Consider the following 20,511-nt stretch of genomic DNA (forward strand, 5'->3'; position numbering starts at 1 on the left):
CTCCCGCCTCCTTTTTTGATTATTTATTCAGCATATGAATTGCCCTTCCCTCAACGCCAAGCACGGCTTCCTGGAAGCTCTCCGCTAAGGTGGGATGGGCATGAATGGTACAGATAATATCAGCTGTCGTCAAACCATTGGTAACTGCCAAAGCCCCTTCATGGATCAGGTCACTGGCATGGGGGCCCAAAATATGCACCCCCAATATTTTATGGGTGGCTTCATTGGCGATGATCTTCACCAAACCGTCACCTTCCCCCAAGGTTAAGGCCTTACCATTGGCAGCAAACATAAATTTGCTTACCTTATAGGATATGCCCCGCTTCTTTGTTTCTTCTTCCGTCAACCCTACAGATGCGATTTCCGGGAAGGAAAACACACAAGTAGGGACCGCATCATAATTGATTTGAGTCTCGATACCAAATATATGTTCTATCACAGTCTTGCCTTCATCCGAGGCCACATGGGCCAGCATCTGCCCGCCAATAACATCCCCGATGGCATAAATCCCCGGCACGGAGGTTTCATAGTGACTGTTTACCTTTATGCCAAACTCGTCATAAGCCACGCCGATTCCATCTAAATTAAGACCGTCCACGTTGATGGATCTGCCCGCCGAAAGCAGAACCATTTCTCCTGCAAAATCCTGGGGACCTTTTTTCCCTTCAGCTAGAACTTTCAGTCCTGTTTCACTTTGAACAATTTCCTTTATTTTAATTCCTGTTTCAATTTTGAAACCCAGTTTCCGGAAAGAAATCAGTGCCCTCTTGATCACTTCTTCATCGATCGGCGGCAAAATGCGCGGTGAATATTTCACAACAGTTACCTGGGTGCCTAAAGATTGGAGGATGGAAGCAAATTCAATTCCGGTCACTCCGCCCCCAATGATAACCATGGATTTCGGCAGCTCCTCAAGCTCCAAAGCTTCATTAGTGGTGATCACCCCCGGCAAATCTACGCCGGGATTAGTAATTCTTTTAGGAATGGAACCGGTGGCCAGCAAAATATTTTTTCCTTGCACTGATTGGGTATTCCCATCTCCATCGGTAACCAAAACCGTATGGGAGTCTACCAAACTGCCTTTACCGGAAATCACTTCAACCCCATTTCCTTCCAGAAGTTTGTCAACTCCGGTGCGCAGACGCGTCACCACTTCCCGTTTTCGCTCTTGGGCTTTTTCCATCTTCAATTGAAAACCATCTAATTGAAAGCCAAAATCTGCGGATTTATTTAATGTTTGCATGATTTCAGCAGTTTTATACAAAGCTTTCGTGGGAATACATCCTCGGTTTAGACAGGTGCCGCCTATTTGATCCGCTTCAATTAAAGCAACTTTTGCGCCCAATTGAGCTGCTCGAATGGCAGCAACATATCCTCCCGGGCCACCACCAATAATAATGATATCCTTTTCCATGCAAACATCTCCTCACAGTTCTGTTTCAAATGTTCCTGATCAACAGAGTTCTTGGCATCAGATGGAGTTTTTACTCCATCTGATGTTTAAAAATCTTTATCTGAGAAATCTTCATCAATCTAATTTACCATTAAACATGCTTGATTATGAAAGAATCCCCCTCGGGAAAGGGGGGTTCATAACTAATTTTTCGGTTTCCAGCGTAATACAGGATTGCGCGCGGCAGCGGCTTCGTCAAGGCGGCCCACCACTGTGTTATGGGGCGCGGATTTCACCATTTCAGGATCCGTATCCACCTCATGGGCGATTTGGCGCATCACATCAATAAATTCATCCAGGGTTTCCTTGCTCTCCGATTCCGTAGGCTCAATCATTAAGGCCTCATGTACAATCAAAGGAAAATAGATTGTCGGCGGATGATAGCCGAAATCTAAAAGACGTTTGGCGATATCCAAAGTGGATACCCCCTTATTCTTCTGGTTTTGTCCCGATAGTACACACTCATGCATACAAATCCGATCATAGGGCAAAAGATAAAGATCTTTTAGCTTCGCGGCAATATAATTGGCATTGAGCACAGCAACTTCGGACATATGCTTCAGATCATCACCGCCCATGCTCATAATATAAGCAAAGGCCTTAACCATGACATTAAAATTACCGTAAAAAGCTTTTACCTTACCGATGGATAAAGGACGATCATCATCCAGAAAATACCTGCCGTCCCGATATTCTACGAGTGGCTTGGGTAAAAATGGCACCAAATCCTTTTTTACACCCACAGGACCGGAACCGGGACCGCCGCCGCCATGGGGCGTACTAAAGGTTTTATGGATATTAAGGTGAACCACATCAAAACCCATGTCCCCGGGCCTGGTAATACCCACAATCGCGTTGGCATTAGCACCGTCATAGTAGAGGAGTCCTCCGGCCTCATGGATCATCCGGGAAATTTCCTGAATATTTTCTTCAAAGAGACCTAAGGTGTTGGGATTGGTCAGCATCAAACCGGCAATCTCATCACTCATCAGCTCTTTTAAAGCGTTCAAATCCACTCCGCCTCTGGCATCGGATTTAACTTCAACGACATCGAACCCAACAACTGTTGCGGAAGCGGGATTGGTACCATGAGCAGCATCGGGAATAATCATTTTGGTACGCTTCGCATCGCCCCGATGCTGATGATAGGCTTTAATAATCATCAGTCCGGTCATCTCTCCATGGGCTCCTGCTGCCGGCTGGAGCGAAACTCTTTCCATCCCGGTGATCTCTGATAACATTTGATCCAAATTATACATCAGCTCTAAGGAACCTTGCACCGTTTCTTCCGGTTGATAGGGATGGGTTTTTAGAAATCCGTCCATGCGGGATACGTATTCATTCAGCTTTGGATTATATTTCATGGTACAGCTGCCTAAAGGATAAAAACCGGAGTCCACGCCATGGTTCCGTTGGGATAATTGGGTAAAGTGACGTACGGCATCCAATTCACTGACTTCCGGAAGTTCCGGAGGAGCGTCACGCAGCAGATCTCCAGGAATCATCTCTGTAATTTTCCCTTCCGGTACATCGCATGCAGGGAGAGAATAAGCAATACGCCCTGGCCTGCTGATCTCAAAAATTAATGCTTTGTCTTTCATGCTATTTCCCCCCCCGCCTTTCCTGCCAGAAGATCAATTTCTTCTTTCGTTCTCTTTTCTGTGACAGCGATTAACCATCCATCTGTCAAATCAGGATAATCTTTACCTAAGGCATAGCCGCCAATGATTTTTTCATCCAAAAGCTTTTTATTAAGTTGTTCCACAGGGGTCAGGCTCTTCAGAGCAAATTCCTTAAAGAACGGTGCATTGAACAAGGGTTGGAAATTTCCTGTTGCTACCAGCTGATTAAAAGCATAATGAGCCTTGTTCAGGCAAAGTTCGGCAACTTCCTTCAAGCCTTCCTTACCCAATAAAGTAAGATAGATCGTAGCTGCCAAGGCATTTAAGGCCTGATTGGAACAAATATTGGAAGTGGCCTTTTCCCGGCGGATATGCTGTTCTCTAGTCTGAATGGTGAGTACAAATCCTCGATTGCCAAAGGTATCCTTCGTTTCCCCCACAATTCGTCCCGGCATTTTTCTCATTAATTTATCCTTGGCAGCAAAGAATCCCAGATACGGTCCGCCAAAGCTAATAGCATTACCCAAAGGCTGACCTTCACCCACGACAATGTCTGCCCCTAACTCTCCAGGGGATTTAAGCAAAGCTAAGGAAATAGGATCCGCTGAAACAATAAAAAGGCTTTTATTTTGATGTGCTAAATCACTGATTTGCTGCAAGGATTCAATGATCCCAAAAAAGTTGGGACTTTGAACGACCACCGCAGCGGTATCCGGCGAGATTTTTTCCGCCAAATCTTTCAGATCAATCTGACCGTTATCATACCCTATTTCTACTACTTTGATGTCACGAAATTTTGCGTATGTATTCAGCACGACTCGACTTTCCGGATGAACGGTCTTGGCCACTAAGATTTCAGATCTCTTTACCGCTTGACAAGCCATAATCCCTGCCTCCGCCAAAGCGCTGGCTCCATCATACATGGAAGCATTTGCTACGTCCATTCCTGTCAACTCACAGATCATGGTTTGATACTCAAAGATGGATTGCAAAGTTCCCTGGCTGATTTCCGGTTGATAAGGAGTATAAGCGGTATAGAATTCTTGTCGGGAAAGGATATGATCAATCACAGAGGGCACAAAATGGTCATAGGCACCTGCTCCCAGAAAACATGAATAATCATCCAGATTGAAATTTTTTCCTGCTTTCCCGGCCATGAGTTTCACCAATTCCATTTCCGAAAGGGCGGAAGGCAGATTCAATGCCCTCTTTAAACGCACTTCTTGAGGAATATCCTGAAAAAGATCCTCGGTGGAATTTAGTCCCAGGTCATTTAACATCCCCAACTGCTGTTGGGGTGTATTTGAGATGTATCTGGACACGTTTAGTCCTCCTCTTGGCAGAGTTTTTCATAAGCTGCATCATCCAACAGTCCATCCAATTCCGAAGAATCATTAAATTCAATGGCCACAAGCCAGCTTTCCGAGGCTTGCTCATTGATTTTCCCCGGTTCATACAATAAGTCTTCATTTATTTCCACTACTTTCCCGGATACAGGCGCATACACATCTGAAGCTGCTTTAACCGATTCAATAACTCCCAAAGGGCCTCCGCTGCTTAATTCATCTCCCACCTGGGGTAATTCCACAAAAACGATTTCACCCAGATGTTCTTGGGCAAAATCTGTGATGCCCACGTAAGCTTTATTTCCTTCAACTCTTACCCATTCATGAGTTTCTGTGAATTTAAATTCATTGCTATTGGCCATGATAAACCCTCCTGATATATATTTTATATTTTCCCCTTATTTAGCTCCTTTAACGCTCTTTTTAACAAATGGTTTTTTAATGATCTTTCCCTTCAAGGCCTTGTTGCGCACCAAGATCTCAATCTCCCCGCCCTCATCGGCATACTTGGCATCTATTAAGGCTAAGCCAATGTTTTTTTTCAAACTGGGAGAAAAGCTGCCCGTGGTGACAAAACCAATTTTTTCTCCATCTGCCTGCACTTCATAATGGCTTCTGGCAATGCCCCGATCGATCATTTCAAATCCTACCAATTTCCGCGGGATGCCCATTTCCTTTTGTTTCATTAAAGCATCTTTCCCGATAAAGTCATTCTTATCCAACTTAACAAAATATCCTAGGCCAGCCTCCAAAGGAGTGATATCCCGGTCAATTTCCTGTCCATATAAAGGGAGACAAACCTCAAAACGCAGCGTATCTCTGGCACCTAATCCACAAGGTATCAATCCTTCTTCTTTACCTGCTGCCAACAGTTTGTCCCAAAGGAAGGAAGCATCCTTCGGATCCAGATAAATTTCAAAACCATCCTCACCGGTATATCCTGTGCGGGAAATCAATGCAGTTACGCCTGATATGTTCACTTCCGGTAAAAAATGATAATAATCAAGCATTGATAAATTGGCATCCGTAAGTTTCTGCAGGATGACTTCAGCTTTTGGGCCCTGCAAAGCCAATTCGGCACATTGGTCAGATATATTATTTATTTCCACATCACCTTCCAAATGTTCCTGCAACCATTGAAAGTCTTTGTCCGTATTAGAAGCGTTAATCACCAATAGATACTCTTCCTGATGATACTTATAGACCAGGAGATCATCTACCACTCCACCCTCGGGATAGCACATGGGGGAGTAATAAATCTGAAAATTTGACATGGGGGAAATATCATTGACAATCATTTTTTGGATAAATTTTTCCGCATCCGGGCCTTTCACCGTAACTTCTCCCATATGAGAAACATCAAAGAGCCCGGCAGCGGTTCTCACTGCTTCATGCTCAACGAGAATGCCTTGTCCCTGATACTCAATTGGCAAAGCCCAACCACCAAAATCAACCACCTTGCCCTTAAGATTTACGTGTTGTTCATATAATGGTGTTTTCTTCATGCTTATGCTCCTTTAGACAATTTAGAGAATATTATTCCCTTTTACCTTTTGTCTCAACCTAAGAATCAAAAATTAATGTTTAATTAAAAAAAACAGGGCGCATGACACCTCGTCAATACCCTGTTTATTGACCCTCTCATCCAGCTATATCATTGCGTTTATTTAAATGAATTTTAATTTATTTAATTTTACATGAAGCAGTTCTATTTGTCAATATTTTTATCATCTATCCAGGGCTTTTTTCCCTATATCGGTGCGATAATGCATGCCTTGAAAACTAATTTTGTCCACTTCCCTGTAGGCATTTTTAATGGCTTCCGCTACCGAATTGCCTTTTGCCGTAACGCCCAGGACGCGTCCGCCGGATGTCACAATATCATTTCCCGCAAAGGATGTTCCGGCATGAAAAACCATGCTCTCCGACTGGGCAGAGCCTAACCCTTGAATCTTCATGCCTTTCTCATAGGATCCCGGATAACCCCCGGAGGCCAGTACCACACATACCGCAGCCTCATCATACCATAAGATTTCCTGTCGGGACAGCTCGCCCGCCAAAATTGCCTGGATAATATCAACCAGATCTGTTTTTAAAAGCATCATGACCGGCTGGGTTTCCGGATCCCCAAAACGGGCATTATATTCCAACACCTTGGGCCCCGATCCCGTTAACATTAACCCCACATAAAGCACGCCTTGATAAGTTCTGCCTTCAGACTTTAATCCTGCCACCGTGGGTTTAATAATCCTTTCCAGTACATCTTCAGCAAGCTCCGGGGTATAAACGGGAGCAGGGGCATAAGCGCCCATTCCACCGGTATTCGGCCCCTGATCATCATTAAAGACCCTCTTATGATCTTGGGCAGAGATCATCGGTATCACATGCTCCCCATCGGTAAAAGCCAAAATACTGACTTCTTCTCCCTCTAAAAATTCCTCGATCACCACCCTGGTCCCCGCTTGTCCAAAAACCTTGTTTTCCATAATTTCCTGGACCGCATTGACAGCAGTCTCCTCATCGGGAGCCACGATTACACCTTTTCCTGCAGCTAAGCCATCCGCTTTCACCACAATGGGGGCGCCTTGCTTACGAATATAATCAATGGCGGGGGCTGCCTCTTCAAAAACCTGGTATTGGGCAGTGGGGATTTGATATTTTCCCATAATGCGTTTGGCTAAAGCCTTACTGCCTTCGATTTCTGCTGCTTCCTTCGAGGGGCCAAATATCTTCAGCCCAGCTGCCTGAAACTGATTGACAATCCCATTTGTCAGAGGAATTTCCGGGCCGACCACTGTCAGATCAATCTTTTCCTTTTTGGCAAATGATAAGAGTCCTTCAATATCTTCGGCATTAATCTCAATGCATTCCGCCATTTGGGAAATACCCGCATTTCCCGGTGCGCAAAATACTTTATTCACCTTTGGACTTTGGATCAGTTTCCATACCAAAGCATGTTCCCGTCCACCGCCACCGACAACCAGTACCTTCATCTCCTCAAAGCACTCCTTTCCCATAGGTTTCCCCTTTTAGTGTTTAAAATGCCTTATCCCGGTAAAAACCATCGCGATGTTATGTTCATCCGCAGCAAGAATAGATTCTTCATCTTTAAGGGAGCCCCCCGGCTGAATGATGGCAGTAATGCCTGCCTGACCGGCCTGATCAACTGTATCCCGAAAAGGGAAAAAAGCATCCGAGGCCAGGACTGCTCCCCGGCACTCCTGTCCGCCCTGGGTCAAAGCAATTTGAGCCGCACCAACCCGGTTCATTTGTCCTGCTCCTACTCCCAAGGTTTGGTGATTTTTTGAGACCACAATCCCGTTGGATTTCACATGTTTGACCACGCGCCAGGAAAAGAGCAGTTCTGTCAGTTCCTCATCTGTTGGCTTCCTTTTCGTTACAACCTTTAAGTCAGCGGCCGACAGCTTTCCTCCATCTATATCTTGAAGCAGTATCCCGCCATGAACCTTCTTCACATCAAACCTGCTCACATCTTCCGAAGTAAATACACCTGTTTCCAATAATCGAATGTTCGCTTTGTTCGTCAAAACCGCCAAAGCTTCCTTGGTAAAGGAAGGGGCGATCACGGCTTCTAAAAATGTTTCCGTCATTTTTTGCGCCGTTTCCAGGTCAACTTCCCGGTTTAAGCCCACAATGCCGCCAAAAGCAGACACGGGGTCAGCCTGAAAAGCCCGCTCATAAGCCATGGCGAGACTCTCCCCTAAGGCAGTGCCACAGGGATTCGTATGCTTTATGATCACCGCTGCCGCTTCCGGAAATTCCTTGACCAATTCCAAGGCCGCATTTAAGTCCACAATATTGTTAAAAGAGAGCTCTTTACCATGGATTTGCCGGGCTGTTCCAATTCCTGCACCATGAGCGCCTATTTCACGATAAAAGGCCGCTTTTTGATGGGGATTTTCCCCGTAGCGCAGTTCCTGAATTTTTTCTCCCCGGAGACATAAATGGTCAGGAAAGGATCCTTGCTCGTCCTTCACCTGAGCCAAATAAGCTGCAATATGGGTATCATAATCAGCCGTATGGGCAAAAGCTTCCTGAGCCAGGCTAAACCTGGTTTCTTCCTTAATTGTCCCTGTTGACTTCAGCTGTTCAAGGATTTCCCGGTATCTTTTGGGGTTAACCACTACGGCCACCCCTTGGTAATTTTTGGCTGCTGCCCGCACCATGGCAGGGCCTCCGATATCAATATTTTCAATGGCTTCTGCCAGGGTGACATTTTCCCGGGCGATGGTTTCTTTAAATGGATATAAGTTAACAACCACCAAGTCGATGGGTACAATGTCCAGCTCTGCCAGCTGGGCTAAATGTTCCGGCGTTCTCTTGGCTAGAATGCCTGCATGAACATGGGGATGTAAAGTTTTTACCCGTCCTTCCAATATTTCCGGAAAACCGGTGATGTCTGTCACATATGTAGCAGCGACGCCCTCTTGGGTGATGGTTTTAAAAGTTCCCCCCGTAGAAACGATTTCGTAACCTAATTGCACCAATTCACGAGCCAATTCCACCACACCGGTTTTATCCGAGACACTGATCATCGCTCTTTTCTTCACTTTAAAACACATCCTTTATTCAGTGAATTTACTTCCCTTAAGAGAGTTCGGCGTCCTGTCCTTGATGCACCTTGACCCTTCTACCCAGAATTTCAACCCGTCCTTCCGCGATCCACTGTATCACTTGGGAATACAATTCATGTTCCTTTGCTAAAATGCGTCGGGCCAGATTTTCCTCCGTATCATCCTCTTCCACAGGTACGGAGCATTGGGCAATAATCGGGCCGGAATCTACTCCTGGATCCACAAAATGAACCGTGCAGCCGGAGATCTTAACCCCATAATCCAAGGCCTGCTTTTGCCCATGGGTTCCGGGAAAAGAAGGTAATAAAGCAGGATGAATATTAATCACTCTTTGGGGAAATTTGGTTAAGAAATCTTCTCCCAAGATCCGCATAAATCCGGCCAGTACCACCAGTTCCCCTTGATACTGCCGAACCAGCTTCCCTAATGCCAGATCATACTCCTTGCGCTGGGGGAAGCTTTTCGGATCAAGAAAGATGCCGGTGATCCCTTCTTCCTCCGCTTTCTTTAATGCCGGTGCATCCTCATGATCGCTGATGACCACATTGATTTGAGCCTGGAGATTTCCGTTTTTAATTTGTTCGATAATTGCCAGCAAATTAGAACCTCTGCCGGAAGCCAGCACAGCTAATTTCAGAGGTGCCATTTTATTTTTCCCTTACGGTGAAATGGACTTTTCCATCACCCGCCGTGATTTTTCCCATGATAAAAGCGCCGGCACAATCAGCTAGAATTCCCGATACCTGAGAGGGATCACAAATAATACAATATCCTACGCCCATATTAAAGACCCGAAACATTTCTTCTTCCGTCACCTGCCCTAATTTTTGGATCAAACGAAAAACTGGCGGAGTTTCCCACGTTGTGAGATCAATATCAGCCTGTACACCCTCCGGAAAAACCCGGGGCAGATTTTCTGTCAGGCCGCCTCCGGTAATATGAGCCATGCCTTTAATCTCGTATTTGGCGATTAAAGGCAGCATATCCTGGACATAGATACGAGTTGGTTTCAACATTGCCTCCCCAAGGGTACAATCAAGCTCAGGGATAAATTCGTCCATTTTTAAAGCAGCCAGCTCCAAAAGCACTTTACGAGCCAAAGAAAAGCCATTGGAATGCAGACCGGAAGAAGGAAGGCCAATGATCACATCTCCGGGAACAATGGCAGAGCCGTTGATGATTTTATCTTTGTTGACCACGCCTACGGCAAATCCCGCAATATCATACTCATCCTCAGCATAAAAGCCGGGCATTTCTGCCGTTTCCCCGCCAATTAAAGCACATCCCGCCTGAAGGCAGCCGGCGGCAACTCCTTTGACAATTTCCTCAACTTTAGGCGGATTTAATTTCCCCACGGCTAAGTAATCTAAAAAGAAAAGGGGTTCTGCTCCCTGGACTAAGATATCATTGACACACATCGCTACTGCATCAATACCGATGGTATCGTGCCTGTCTGTGATCATGGCAATTTTTAATTTCGTCCCCACTCCATCGGTACCGGATACCAAGACCGGTTGATGATATTTGTCAATATCCAAGGCGAATAACCCGGCAAAACTGCCCAGATCTGTCAAAACCTCCGGTCGGAAAGTTTTCTTAACATGATGCTTCATACGCTGTACGGCCTCATCCCCCGCTGTAATATCTACACCGGCATCCTGATAGGTTGTCCCCATATTACTCTACCTCCTGCTCCATCGGGTATTCACCCACACGTTTTGAAATACCTAAAGGGTATTCGCCGGTAAAACAAGCGGCACAAAAACTATCCTTGGATGAACCGGTGGCCTCAACCATACCCTCCAGACTCAGAAAATGCAAACCGTCTGCCCCAATATATTCCCTTATTTCTTCAATTGATTGTTTTACCGCAATCAGCTGATTTCTTTCTTGAGTATCAATACCATAATAACAGGGGTACTTGACCGTCGGCGAGCTCACCATTAAGTGGACCTCTTTCGCGCCTGCATTCCGGATCATCTGTACGATCTGCTTGCTGGTGGTGCCTCGTACCACGGAATCATCCACCATCACCACTCTTTTTCCTTCAATAATATCCCGAATGGGGTTTAGTTTCAGCCTGACTGCAGTCTCCCGCATCTTTTGCGTCGGTTTGATGAAAGTTCGCCCAATATAACGGTTTTTCATTAAACCTTCCATGTAGGGAATCCCGGATGCTTCCGCATACCCTAAGGCTGCCGGCACGCCGGAGTCCGGTACCGGTATCACAATATCCGCATCTATCGGATATTCCTGAGCTAATTGCCGTCCCATAGCACGCCGTACCAATGTTACATTCCTGCCGTCAAAATTAGAATCCGGCCGGGCTAAATAAACAAATTCGAAAATACAAAAAGCTTGTTCAGAGCTTTTCATGGCATGGATGCTTCTCAGCCCATCATTATCAATGATGACAATTTCCCCCGGATCAACATCCCGAATAAATTCAGCACCAACCGTATCTAAGGCACAGGTCTCCGAAGCTAGGATATATGATTTGCCCTTTTTTCCAATACACAGAGGTCGCACCCCATGTGGATCCCGGACACCGATCAATTGATCCTCCGTCATCACCAGCAGAGAGTAGGCGCCTTTAATATCGATCATCATTTTCATCAACGCCTCTTCAATGGAGCTTTGTCCATAGCGGGCAATAAGTTTTACAATCACTTCTGTATCGGAAGTAGTTTGAAAAACCGAGCCGTTTAAAGCTAAGCGTTGACGAATTTCATTGGCATTAATCAAGCTCCCATTGTGTGCCAAAGAAATTAAACCCTTTAAATATCTGAAATCCAAGGGTTGGGTATTTACCGCCAAACCGGAATCGACTGTAGAATACCGTACATGGCCAATGGCCAGATGGCCTTTCAAGGGTGCCAGTATTTTTTCGTTGAAAACCTCTCCCACCAAACCCATGTCTTTATGATTCTTAAACTCTTTACCATCAGAAACAGTAATCCCGGTACTCTCTTGCCCTCTGTGCTGCAAGGCATATAGCCCATAATAGGTCATGGTAGCCACATCCATGTTGTGCCCATAAATCCCAAAAAGACCGCATTCGTCTTTTGGTTTTTCATCTGTATTCAGCAAATCGATCATACAATGACCCCCCTTGGCTTTTATTTAAAAGAATTTGATCATTTCTATAAGCCGGCCCGTTGAAAGATGTAATCAATATATCGGGTATGGTAATCATAATCAAATAGGCTATCCACCTCTTCATGGGAAAGATAACTCATAATATCCTTATCTTGTAAAATAAGATATTCAAAATCTGTTTTGGTCTGCCATGCAATCATTGCATTTCTTTGAACCCATTCATAAGCGGTCTCCCTCAAAAGCCCTTTGTCTACCAAAGTCAGGAGCACCCGCTGAGAGAAGACTAACCCAAGGGTTTTATTGAGATTGGTGCGCATATTTTCCTCATAAACATTTAAATGCTCCATTACATTAATAAAAAGATGCAGCATATAATCCAATAAAATACAGCTATCCGGTATGATTACTCTTTCTACGGAAGAATGGGTAATATCCCTTTCATGCCACAAAGCGACATTCTCCATGGCAGCAAGGGCATTTCCCCGGAGCACTCGGGATAAACCGGTTACGCGCTCCGCAGTAATCGGGTTTTTCTTATGGGGCATCGCGGAAGATCCCTTTTGCCCTTTGGCAAAAGCTTCCTCAACCTCCAGAATATCTGTACGCTGCAGATTCCTGATTTCCGTGGAAAACTTTTCTAATGAACTGCCAATGAGGGCTAATGTGGTTAAAAATTCTGCATGGCGGTCTCTTTGAATGATTTGTGTCGATACCTGAGCTGGTTTCAGTCCCATTTTACGGCAAACATGTTCTTCGATCTGGGGATCAACATTAGCAAAAGTTCCTACCGCACCTGATATTTTCCCAACAGAGATCACTTCTTTTGCTTTCAGCATACGTTCAATACATCGATCAATCTCCATCGTCCAAAGAGCCATTTTTAATCCGAAGGTAACAGGTTCCGCATGAATGCCGTGGGTTCGTCCTACTTCCAAGGTGTATTTATATTTTTTTGCTTTTTCAGCCAGCACACTACGCAGTTTGCGCAAGCGGGCGATCAGAAGATCCGCTGCTTCCCTCATTTGTGCGGAGAGAGCTGTATCCAACACATCAGAAGAAGTCATACCCATATGAATATATTTGGAGGCCTCCCCTACCTTTTCTCCCACCGCAGTTAAAAAAGCGATGACATCATGTCTGGTAACTTTTTCAATTTCTTCAATCCTGGGGATATCAAAACTGGCTTTCGTTTTGATATCCTGAAAAGCTTCCTGAGGAATCAATCCTAAATCAGCCATCGCTTCACAAGCAAAAATCTCCGCATCCAGCATCTTTTGAAAGCGATTTTCAGATTCCCACACGCTGCCCATTTCAGGCAGGGTATAGCGGTCAATCATCACACATCCTCCTCATATTCAACTTATTACTTCATATTTGCTAAGTAAGCATCCACTCCGATTTCCTGCAAACGATCATCTTTCCCGGCTACCTGCTCAGCCATTTCCTTTCTGAAGGCCTTGAGTTTTTCTTGAACCACAGGATATTTCAAGGCCAAAATTTGGGCCGCCAAAATACCTGCATTTTTGGCCCCATTTATGGAGACGGTGGCCACAGGAATACCTGGCGGCATCTGGACAATGGAATATAAAGAATCCACACCATTGAGGGTAGCTGTTTTAATCGGTACGCCAATCACCGGTATGGTGGTAAAAGCGGCGATGACCCCGGGCAAATGAGCAGCTCCCCCGGCACCGGCAATAATCACTTCAATTCCTTTTTCTTCGGCAGTTTCCGCAATTTGAGCTGTCTTATGAGGCACTCGGTGCGCAGACGAAATATACACCTGACATGAAATCCCCATTTGTTCTAAAAATTGTATTGCATCCTTCATAATCGGCAGATCCGAATCACTACCCATAACAACTGCCACTTTGAATTCACTCATTTTTATGCCCGCCTTTCCGATTTATTGATACCTTAGCTTCCTGCTTTAGGTGCAAAAATATGTATTTTTCGACCTGGAGCTTCATTGATTTCTTGCTTAAAATATATCAATCCCGCACCTCAATGTCAAGAAAATGCGAACATTAATATCTGTTTATTGATTTTTATTCGTCTTTCTTAAACTTCTTATCCCTTGCAGCCGGCAAAAAAATCTTTTTGGTGCGCTAAAATAAGGTTTCGAGTTTTCTGAACCGGCTAAAGTACAAATCAACGAAGAAAAAACCATACATAATAAACCGATTTGCGGAGACATGATCGAAAAATCAAATACGCCATGCCCCCAGAAAAAAGCCTGAACTGCAACCAAGAGGGGCATCAAGGGACATTTTTCCTTAAATAATTGCCAAAGACTGCCCCATAAATGCCACTCCATCCAGAGAAGAAGGAATAATCCCACTAAGCCTAACATTACTACCCAGGATAGGAGCATATTATGAGCATGTAAAACTCGCAGATACTGATAGACGTTATCATCCGCAAAATAAATCCCCATAATTCCCCAACCCGTCACCGGTTTCTTTAAAAACATATTGAAACAATTTTCCCAAATCGCCCATCTAAGATCGATGGTAGAAGACAATAAATCGCCCCTGGGAAACCAATCTGAAGAACCGATAAAGGCTCCCATTCCGATAAGAAATGATAACATGCGAATCGTAACATGAAACATTTTTCCTGCCGCTAAATCATACACTACAAAACCAATCATCAGACCAATCATCGCGCCTCTGGAACCAGTCAACACCAAAGCTGTGATCAAAAGCAGGATCCCATAGAAAAAAATGCGGTGCTCATTTTTCGGTGTCTTTTCATAAAAGTAATACCCTACCAAAATCATCACAGCATACCAGGAAGCGGCCAGGTTTGGATTACCAAAGGTGCCGGTAATGCGAAAAAGGGTATCATCATTTGAGACCACCGTGGTGAGACCAAAGCAGATCTTCCACCAAGCTGCCTCACGGGTGATAAAATTAAAATTCTCCAACAGTCCTATAAGAGCAGAAGCCAGGGTCAAAAAAAAGATATAACGCAGCAGCCGCTCCACCAATTCTACCGTATGCATTTTTTGGTCCAAATAAAGACAGATGCCATAAAAGCCCAGGAAAACAAATCCGGCACCAAAAGAAAGCCATTGTTGATTTACAACGCCGACAATCAAGGACCAGAAAAACAAAAGTAAAACGCCGCCGGTCCACGGGGTACCTGCATTCAGTTTTCTGTTTTTTATCAACTCAACTTTCGCACTAGAAAAATGTCCTCAAACCCTTGGTAAATATGAAATTTAACAGCAAAAACACCCCCTCGATATGGTAAAATTGAAGTGACAAAACCCAATTATTCCATAGAAAGAAGGGTGTTCTTGTGACTTCTATATTACCAAAAAAAATAGCTTCTGAAAAGGAGTCAGCCAATTACGTTGCAAACTTTTTCAAGGAACATAAAATTGGCCAAACATTAAAGCAGTCGAACTTTTTTAAACAGAAGGGCTTTCCTTGCAAAGACCTACTACAGTTTCTCGTGACGCTGATCTTTATGGGCAAAAACCTATGGCGCTATCTGAACACCGATGCCAACAACGCCCCATTTCAAAAAGATGCTGTCTACCGATTTCTGAACAACTGCTACTACAACTGGCGTAAGTTCTTGCTGCTGCTCAGCTCCCAGATCATTCAAAACCACATCGTACCGCTCACTGACGAGAAGCGAGTCAATGTCTTTATCATCGATGACTCCCTTTTCAGTCGATCCCGAAGCAAGGCAGTAGAACTTCTGGCTAGGGTCTACGACCATGTGGAACACAAATACGTCCGAGGCTTCCGAATGCTAACCTTGGGTTGGTCAGACGGCAACACCTTTTTGCCTCTAGCCTTCTCCCTGCTTAGCTCAGAGAAGGAATCGAACCGACTACAAGGCATGAATGCTATGGACAAACGGACAAACGGCTATAAGAGACGTAAAGAGGCTATCCACAAGAGCACTGAAGTGTTGTTGGAACTGCTAAAACAAGCCAAGGCGTACATGGTTCCGGCCAGCTACCTCCTGTTTGACAGTTGGTTTTCCTTTCCCGTCGTGATCAGAAAGGTATTGGAACAGCAACTTCACACCATCTGTATGCTTAAGTCGATGCCCACAGTCAAATATGAATACCAGGGACAAAATCTCACCCTGAACAAGCTGTATGCCGCAGTCAAAAAGAAACGGGGTCGGGCCAAAGTCCTTGCCTCTATCATTGTAGAAATTGGCCAGATGTCAAGCGGCGAACCAGTACAAGCTAAGATCGTATTTGTCAGGGACAGAAGAGCCAAGAAGAAATGGCTAGCGCTCCTCACCACCGATACTGAACTTCCGGATGAAGAGGTCATCCGCATTTATGGGAAGCGTTGGAACATCGAGGTTTTCTTCAAGATGTCCAAGTCCTATCTCGGGTTGTCCAAAGAGTTTCAGGGACGTTCTTATGATTCCATGGTGGCGCACGTTACCATCGTGTTTATCCGATACATCATGCTGGCTTTGGAGAGCCGAAACGGTGAAGACCCGAGAACCATTGGCAACCTTTTCTACATCTGTTGCGACGAGTTACAGGATATCAGCTTAGTGGAGGCGCTACAGAGAATCTTCTTCCTAATGGAACAATTTTTACAAGAGCAACTACAACTGGCAGAGGCAGAAATCCGCAAACTGATTGACTTCTTAATCAGCAATTTACCCTCGTTTTTCAAGGAACGACTGGCTGTTTCTTTCTGCGAAAGTTGAGTTATCAATTGATAAATCGCAGCTATTTGCGGAAGGAAAACTAGAAATGGCGAAAAAACAATTAAAAATCCGCTGATACCCAAGCAAATCCCTCAGTCCATTTATATTGATCAATAATTACCCTAAGATGCGTACTTAATCTAGTCCCCATTATAAAGCACTTCCGGAAAATATAAAACACTTTTAAAAATGGTGCATTTTTTCCCGGTTTTAAATATTTTTTTATGAATTGTGTCAAAACATGTCTCTCCTTCATAACATGTACTAAGACAATCAGCTAACCACCTTCGTAGGGTTCATCACTTGAAGCGGATGGTGGTGCGTGATTAGGAAAGGAGAAATGCATAATGGGTAAAAGACATCGAAGAGAATGTTGTGAGCGGGAAGAGCGCTGTGAACGGGAAGAACGTTGCGAACGGGAAAGAGTAGATTGCCACCGCAATGAAGGTATGTTCGACAACATAGTCTGCTTAATTATCATCTTGATCGTGCTGCAATTCCTATGCTCCCTGCTGATGGAAGAAGAAGAAGAAGAACATGAAAAGTGCTGCTGCTAAAGAAAATGAATAACAGGTACGATTAATCTCTGAAGAAAGGAGGGTATCCTATGAGTCTCCTTGGTTGTTTTGGTGGAGGTAATATGTGCGGTGGTTTTGATGATATCGTAGATCTGATCATCGTATTAATCGTGCTGCAATTCCTTTGCACCTGTGTACTTGGACAGCAAAATCATCGTTGCTGCTAAACTGATCTAAACACCCTTAAATACGCTGCATCCGATTTTCGGATGCAGCATTATTTTCCCCGGGTAAACATTCGTGAGCAGGCACCAATAGGGCAGCATATACATATTATTAAACGGGAAGGAAGTGAGCATATGAGTCGCCGTCGAAGAAGAAGGCATCAAACAAGAGAACGGGAAGAAGCACAACGAAGACCTCAGGAGCAACCCAAAAACAGCGGAAGAATCAATTCCTTATCTTCACTGATTACCAATGTGGATTTAAGAACTTTATCCGGCCAGTTAAAAAACGTAGCAGGGTATATGGATAAGTTTAATCAGATATCAGAGCTATTTCAGTTAGCCGACGTATTTGTCAATCCCAAGCAAGGGGGAGGAAAAGGGCAGAACTTTAATCTGATGCATATGCTAAAGGACAAAGATTCTCTCGATCAGCTTTTGCAAATGGTCTCCCCCAACATGCGTGAGTCGATGACCGATACAAAATTTGAGAAGAGAGTAGATCCGATCCATGTGGAAACCCATGATCCCCAAAAAGATTAAGAAAGCCTTCGGGCTTTCTTAATCTTTTTTGATATTATCTTTTAGGAACTTTAACGTGGTTTTTCTGAGCCAGCTGATTCATGAGTTGCTTTAATCTATCACGATTATTGTCGTTTACTCCTCCTGATCTTTCCATCTCGCGGATAATTTCATTAATGATGCGCACATTACCCTCCGATAAAGCGCCTTGATGATTGTTGATTAAAGATTTCAAATCTGCCAGAGATTTTACTTTGGGCATCGATTTCATCTATATCCCCCCTTTTGTCATGCCTGTCACCTTATCTTATGCATGACTGAGATCACTGTGTGTCTGAATAAGAAAAAATTTAAGGATCCTATCAAGATTGCACCATAAACATAGTTCTCATAAAAGACAGGCACAGAGGCTTCTGTTCTTATTTTTCTCACCAAATTCTTTATTTTGAATAACCTGATAAGGCAATAAGATTCTTAAAAAGGGGAGGGGAAAATTTTGATTATTCATGTCGTACAGATGGGAGAGACTCTGTGGACTATTTCTCGTATCTACCAGGTCAGCTACCTGGAAATCGCAGAAATCAATGAGCTGCCTGATCCCAATAGATTAGTACCCGGCCTGGCCCTATTAATCCCAACGGAGCAAGGAAGCAATAATTTTATGTCTTCTGCATCCCTTGGGAATATCGAAGTAAACGGCTATCTTGTCCGTATGCAGTCAAATGCAGTCTTGAATGTAGGAGCCGGACTTACTTACTTAAGTCCCTTCAGTTATCATACAGAAGAAGATGGCAACCTGGTACCGCTAAATGATGCCGCTGTTCTGGCTGCGGCTGAAACCACAGGTGCCGCCCCCCTGATGGTCATCACCAATTTCTTCGAGGACGGGTTCAGTTCTGATTTGGCCCATGCTCTTTTATCAAGTCCGGAAGTTCAAAATCAATTAATTCGAAACGTTTTAACCATCATGGATGAAAAGGGTTATTACGGTCTTAACATTGATTTCGAATACGTTTACCCAAGTGATCGGGAACTCTATAATGACTTTCTGATTCGGGTTACAGATCAATTGAGACCCCGGGGCTATCTGACCTCAAGTGCTTTGGCACCCAAGACCAGTGCGAATCAACCTGGGCTCCTTTATGAGGCTCACGACTACCGGGCTCATGGAGAAATTTTGGATTTTGTTGTGCTGATGACCTATGAATGGGGCTGGTCGGGCGGACCTCCGATGGCCGTGGCTCCATTGCATCAGGTGAGAGCGGTGCTCAATTATGCTTTAACGGAAATGCCCCCGGAAAGAATCCTTATGGGCATGCCATTATATGGTTATGATTGGACTTTACCTTACGTTGCGGGAGGGCCTCCGGCTCGCGTCCTCAGTCCCCAGGAGGCAGTAAGATTGGCTCTGACTTATTATGCACCAATTCAGTATGACATAAATGCCCAGGCACCCTTTTTTTATTATGTAGACAGTCAGCAAAGAAGTCATGTGGTTTGGTTTGAGGATGCCCGCAGCGTGCAGGCAAAATTCAATCTGGTTAAAGAATTGAACTTGCGTGGTATCAGTTACTGGGAGTTAAGCAATTCCTTTCCTCAGAATTGGCTGTTGCTGCAAGAAAATTTTCGCATTAAAAAATTAAGGTAAACTTTGACTCAAATCCTTTTTATGGAAGTAATAGCACCATAAATTAAAATCGGCAGAGCACAGATCCAGGGAATGGCCGCCCCTAAAAATTCTCCTGTGTATTGGATTAAATGAAAGGCCTTTTCACGAAAAATCATGTTAACAGCCGTATGAGCAAGCACCGTGGCGCCTATATAAATAATGATCGGATGTTTCCCCATCATCGTAGCCAGCCAGGTAGAGCCCCAGACCAGAATAGGGATGGAAAGAAAAAGCCCAAAAACCACCAGCCATACTTCTCCATGGGCGGCACCTGCCACACCCATCACATTGTCAAAAGCCATAGATATATCAGCAATAATGATGGTTCCCACCGCGCTCCAGAATTTATTTGAAGACTTGATATGGGCCCCTTCCGAGATATCTGCCGACAATAACTTAAAGGTAATAAAAATTAAGATTACGCCCCCAATCGCGCTTAAATACTTAACAGAAAGTAAATAAACAGCAAAAATTGTAAAGGTAATGCGTAAAACGATGGCACCGCCGGCTCCAAAAATTGCCGCTTTTTTTTGCATGTAATAGGGTAGGCCCCGAATAGCCAGCCCAATCACGGCAGCATTGTCACCGCTTAATACCAAATCAATGATCGTAATGGATAAAATGGCCGTTAAAGTTTGCCATAACCATCTAATATCCGTTAAATGCAGCAGTGTGTTTTCCAAAACAGTCACCTCTTTTACAACCTCAGCTAAATTTTATCATATCATCTCATCATATGAAAGCTTAAAAATTCTTATACCTTTT

General features: G+C 44.3%; 20 protein-coding genes. 5 read left to right on the top strand and 15 right to left on the bottom strand.

Annotated elements, in window-relative coordinates; genetic code table 11:
- Positions 1-19: 19 nt before the first annotated feature.
- The 13 genes from lpdA to CEQ75_RS17480 form a co-directional block, all read right to left on the bottom strand.
- A complete protein-coding gene (lpdA, locus tag CEQ75_RS17420) occupies positions 20-1,414 on the bottom strand; it encodes a dihydrolipoyl dehydrogenase (protein WP_089612295.1) in 1,395 nt (464 codons plus the stop codon).
- Between the two features lie 182 nt (positions 1,415-1,596).
- Entirely contained in the window at positions 1,597-3,054 is a 1,458-nt protein-coding gene (gene gcvPB / locus CEQ75_RS17425) for an aminomethyl-transferring glycine dehydrogenase subunit GcvPB (RefSeq protein WP_089612296.1), read from the bottom strand.
- A complete protein-coding gene (gene gcvPA / locus CEQ75_RS17430) occupies positions 3,051-4,397 on the bottom strand; it encodes an aminomethyl-transferring glycine dehydrogenase subunit GcvPA (protein WP_089612297.1) in 1,347 nt (448 codons plus the stop codon). The genes gcvPB and gcvPA overlap by 4 nt, the downstream gene beginning before the upstream one ends.
- Positions 4,398-4,399: 2 nt before the next feature.
- Positions 4,400-4,783 carry a glycine cleavage system protein GcvH gene (gene gcvH, locus CEQ75_RS17435; protein ID WP_089612298.1) on the bottom strand — a complete coding sequence of 128 codons (384 nt, stop codon included), beginning with the start codon at positions 4,781-4,783 and terminating at the stop codon, positions 4,400-4,402.
- 36 nt (positions 4,784-4,819) lie between these two features.
- Positions 4,820-5,926, bottom strand: a complete 1,107-nt coding sequence (gene gcvT / locus CEQ75_RS17440) for a glycine cleavage system aminomethyltransferase GcvT (protein WP_089612299.1) — start codon at positions 5,924-5,926, stop codon at positions 4,820-4,822.
- Between the two features lie 222 nt (positions 5,927-6,148).
- Positions 6,149-7,414 carry a phosphoribosylamine--glycine ligase gene (gene purD, locus CEQ75_RS17445; RefSeq protein WP_089612693.1) on the bottom strand — a complete coding sequence of 422 codons (1,266 nt, stop codon included), beginning with the start codon at positions 7,412-7,414 and terminating at the stop codon, positions 6,149-6,151.
- A gap of 36 nt (positions 7,415-7,450) precedes the next feature.
- The gene (gene purH, locus CEQ75_RS17450; RefSeq protein ID WP_420828403.1) at positions 7,451-8,977 is read right to left on the bottom strand and encodes a bifunctional phosphoribosylaminoimidazolecarboxamide formyltransferase/IMP cyclohydrolase; all 1,527 of its coding nucleotides are present in this window, start codon (positions 8,975-8,977) and stop codon (positions 7,451-7,453) included.
- 52 nt (positions 8,978-9,029) lie between these two features.
- Positions 9,030-9,662 carry a phosphoribosylglycinamide formyltransferase gene (gene purN / locus CEQ75_RS17455; RefSeq protein ID WP_089612301.1) on the bottom strand — a complete coding sequence of 211 codons (633 nt, stop codon included), beginning with the start codon at positions 9,660-9,662 and terminating at the stop codon, positions 9,030-9,032.
- Position 9,663: 1 nt separating this feature from the next.
- A complete protein-coding gene (gene purM, locus CEQ75_RS17460) occupies positions 9,664-10,692 on the bottom strand; it encodes a phosphoribosylformylglycinamidine cyclo-ligase (RefSeq protein ID WP_089612302.1) in 1,029 nt (342 codons plus the stop codon).
- A 1-nt stretch (position 10,693) separates the two neighbouring features.
- A complete protein-coding gene (purF, locus tag CEQ75_RS17465; protein ID WP_089612303.1) occupies positions 10,694-12,115 on the bottom strand; it encodes an amidophosphoribosyltransferase in 1,422 nt (473 codons plus the stop codon).
- A gap of 44 nt (positions 12,116-12,159) precedes the next feature.
- Positions 12,160-13,452: an adenylosuccinate lyase gene (gene purB, locus CEQ75_RS17470; protein ID WP_089612304.1), complete on the bottom strand. Its 1,293-nt coding sequence runs from the start codon at positions 13,450-13,452 to the stop codon at positions 12,160-12,162.
- A gap of 26 nt (positions 13,453-13,478) precedes the next feature.
- On the bottom strand, positions 13,479-14,000 hold the full coding sequence (gene purE, locus CEQ75_RS17475) for a 5-(carboxyamino)imidazole ribonucleotide mutase (protein WP_089612305.1): 522 nt from the start codon (positions 13,998-14,000) through the stop codon (positions 13,479-13,481).
- A 153-nt stretch (positions 14,001-14,153) separates the two neighbouring features.
- Positions 14,154-15,290, bottom strand: a complete 1,137-nt coding sequence (locus CEQ75_RS17480) for an O-antigen ligase family protein (RefSeq protein WP_089612306.1) — start codon at positions 15,288-15,290, stop codon at positions 14,154-14,156.
- A 131-nt stretch (positions 15,291-15,421) separates the two neighbouring features.
- Here CEQ75_RS17480 and CEQ75_RS17485 point away from each other — a divergent pair, with 131 nt between their 5' ends.
- From CEQ75_RS17485 to CEQ75_RS17495, 4 genes are all read left to right on the top strand, one after another.
- The gene (locus CEQ75_RS17485) at positions 15,422-16,813 is read left to right on the top strand and encodes an IS4 family transposase (protein ID WP_420828388.1); all 1,392 of its coding nucleotides are present in this window, start codon (positions 15,422-15,424) and stop codon (positions 16,811-16,813) included.
- 347 nt (positions 16,814-17,160) lie between these two features.
- Positions 17,161-17,370, top strand: a complete 210-nt coding sequence (locus tag CEQ75_RS17490) for a hypothetical protein (RefSeq protein ID WP_089612307.1) — start codon at positions 17,161-17,163, stop codon at positions 17,368-17,370.
- Positions 17,371-17,420: 50 nt separating this feature from the next.
- Positions 17,421-17,558: a hypothetical protein gene (locus tag CEQ75_RS18525; protein ID WP_157677523.1), complete on the top strand. Its 138-nt coding sequence runs from the start codon at positions 17,421-17,423 to the stop codon at positions 17,556-17,558.
- A gap of 132 nt (positions 17,559-17,690) precedes the next feature.
- Complete coding sequence (locus CEQ75_RS17495) at positions 17,691-18,098, top strand: hypothetical protein (protein ID WP_089612308.1); 408 nt, start codon at positions 17,691-17,693, stop codon at positions 18,096-18,098.
- 34 nt (positions 18,099-18,132) lie between these two features.
- On the opposite strand, the gene CEQ75_RS17500 is transcribed toward CEQ75_RS17495, so the two are convergent.
- Entirely contained in the window at positions 18,133-18,348 is a 216-nt protein-coding gene (locus CEQ75_RS17500) for a hypothetical protein (protein WP_089612309.1), read from the bottom strand.
- A gap of 225 nt (positions 18,349-18,573) precedes the next feature.
- Here CEQ75_RS17500 and CEQ75_RS17505 point away from each other — a divergent pair, with 225 nt between their 5' ends.
- Positions 18,574-19,725: a glycosyl hydrolase family 18 protein gene (locus CEQ75_RS17505; protein WP_089612310.1), complete on the top strand. Its 1,152-nt coding sequence runs from the start codon at positions 18,574-18,576 to the stop codon at positions 19,723-19,725.
- 8 nt (positions 19,726-19,733) lie between these two features.
- Here the strand turns inward: CEQ75_RS17505 and CEQ75_RS17510 are convergent, their stop codons facing one another.
- Positions 19,734-20,429: a TerC family protein gene (locus CEQ75_RS17510; protein WP_157677524.1), complete on the bottom strand. Its 696-nt coding sequence runs from the start codon at positions 20,427-20,429 to the stop codon at positions 19,734-19,736.
- Positions 20,430-20,511 lie beyond the last annotated feature (82 nt).

The organism is Dehalobacterium formicoaceticum, assembly GCF_002224645.1.
Taxonomy (GTDB): Bacteria; Bacillota; Dehalobacteriia; order Dehalobacteriales; family Dehalobacteriaceae; genus Dehalobacterium; species Dehalobacterium formicoaceticum.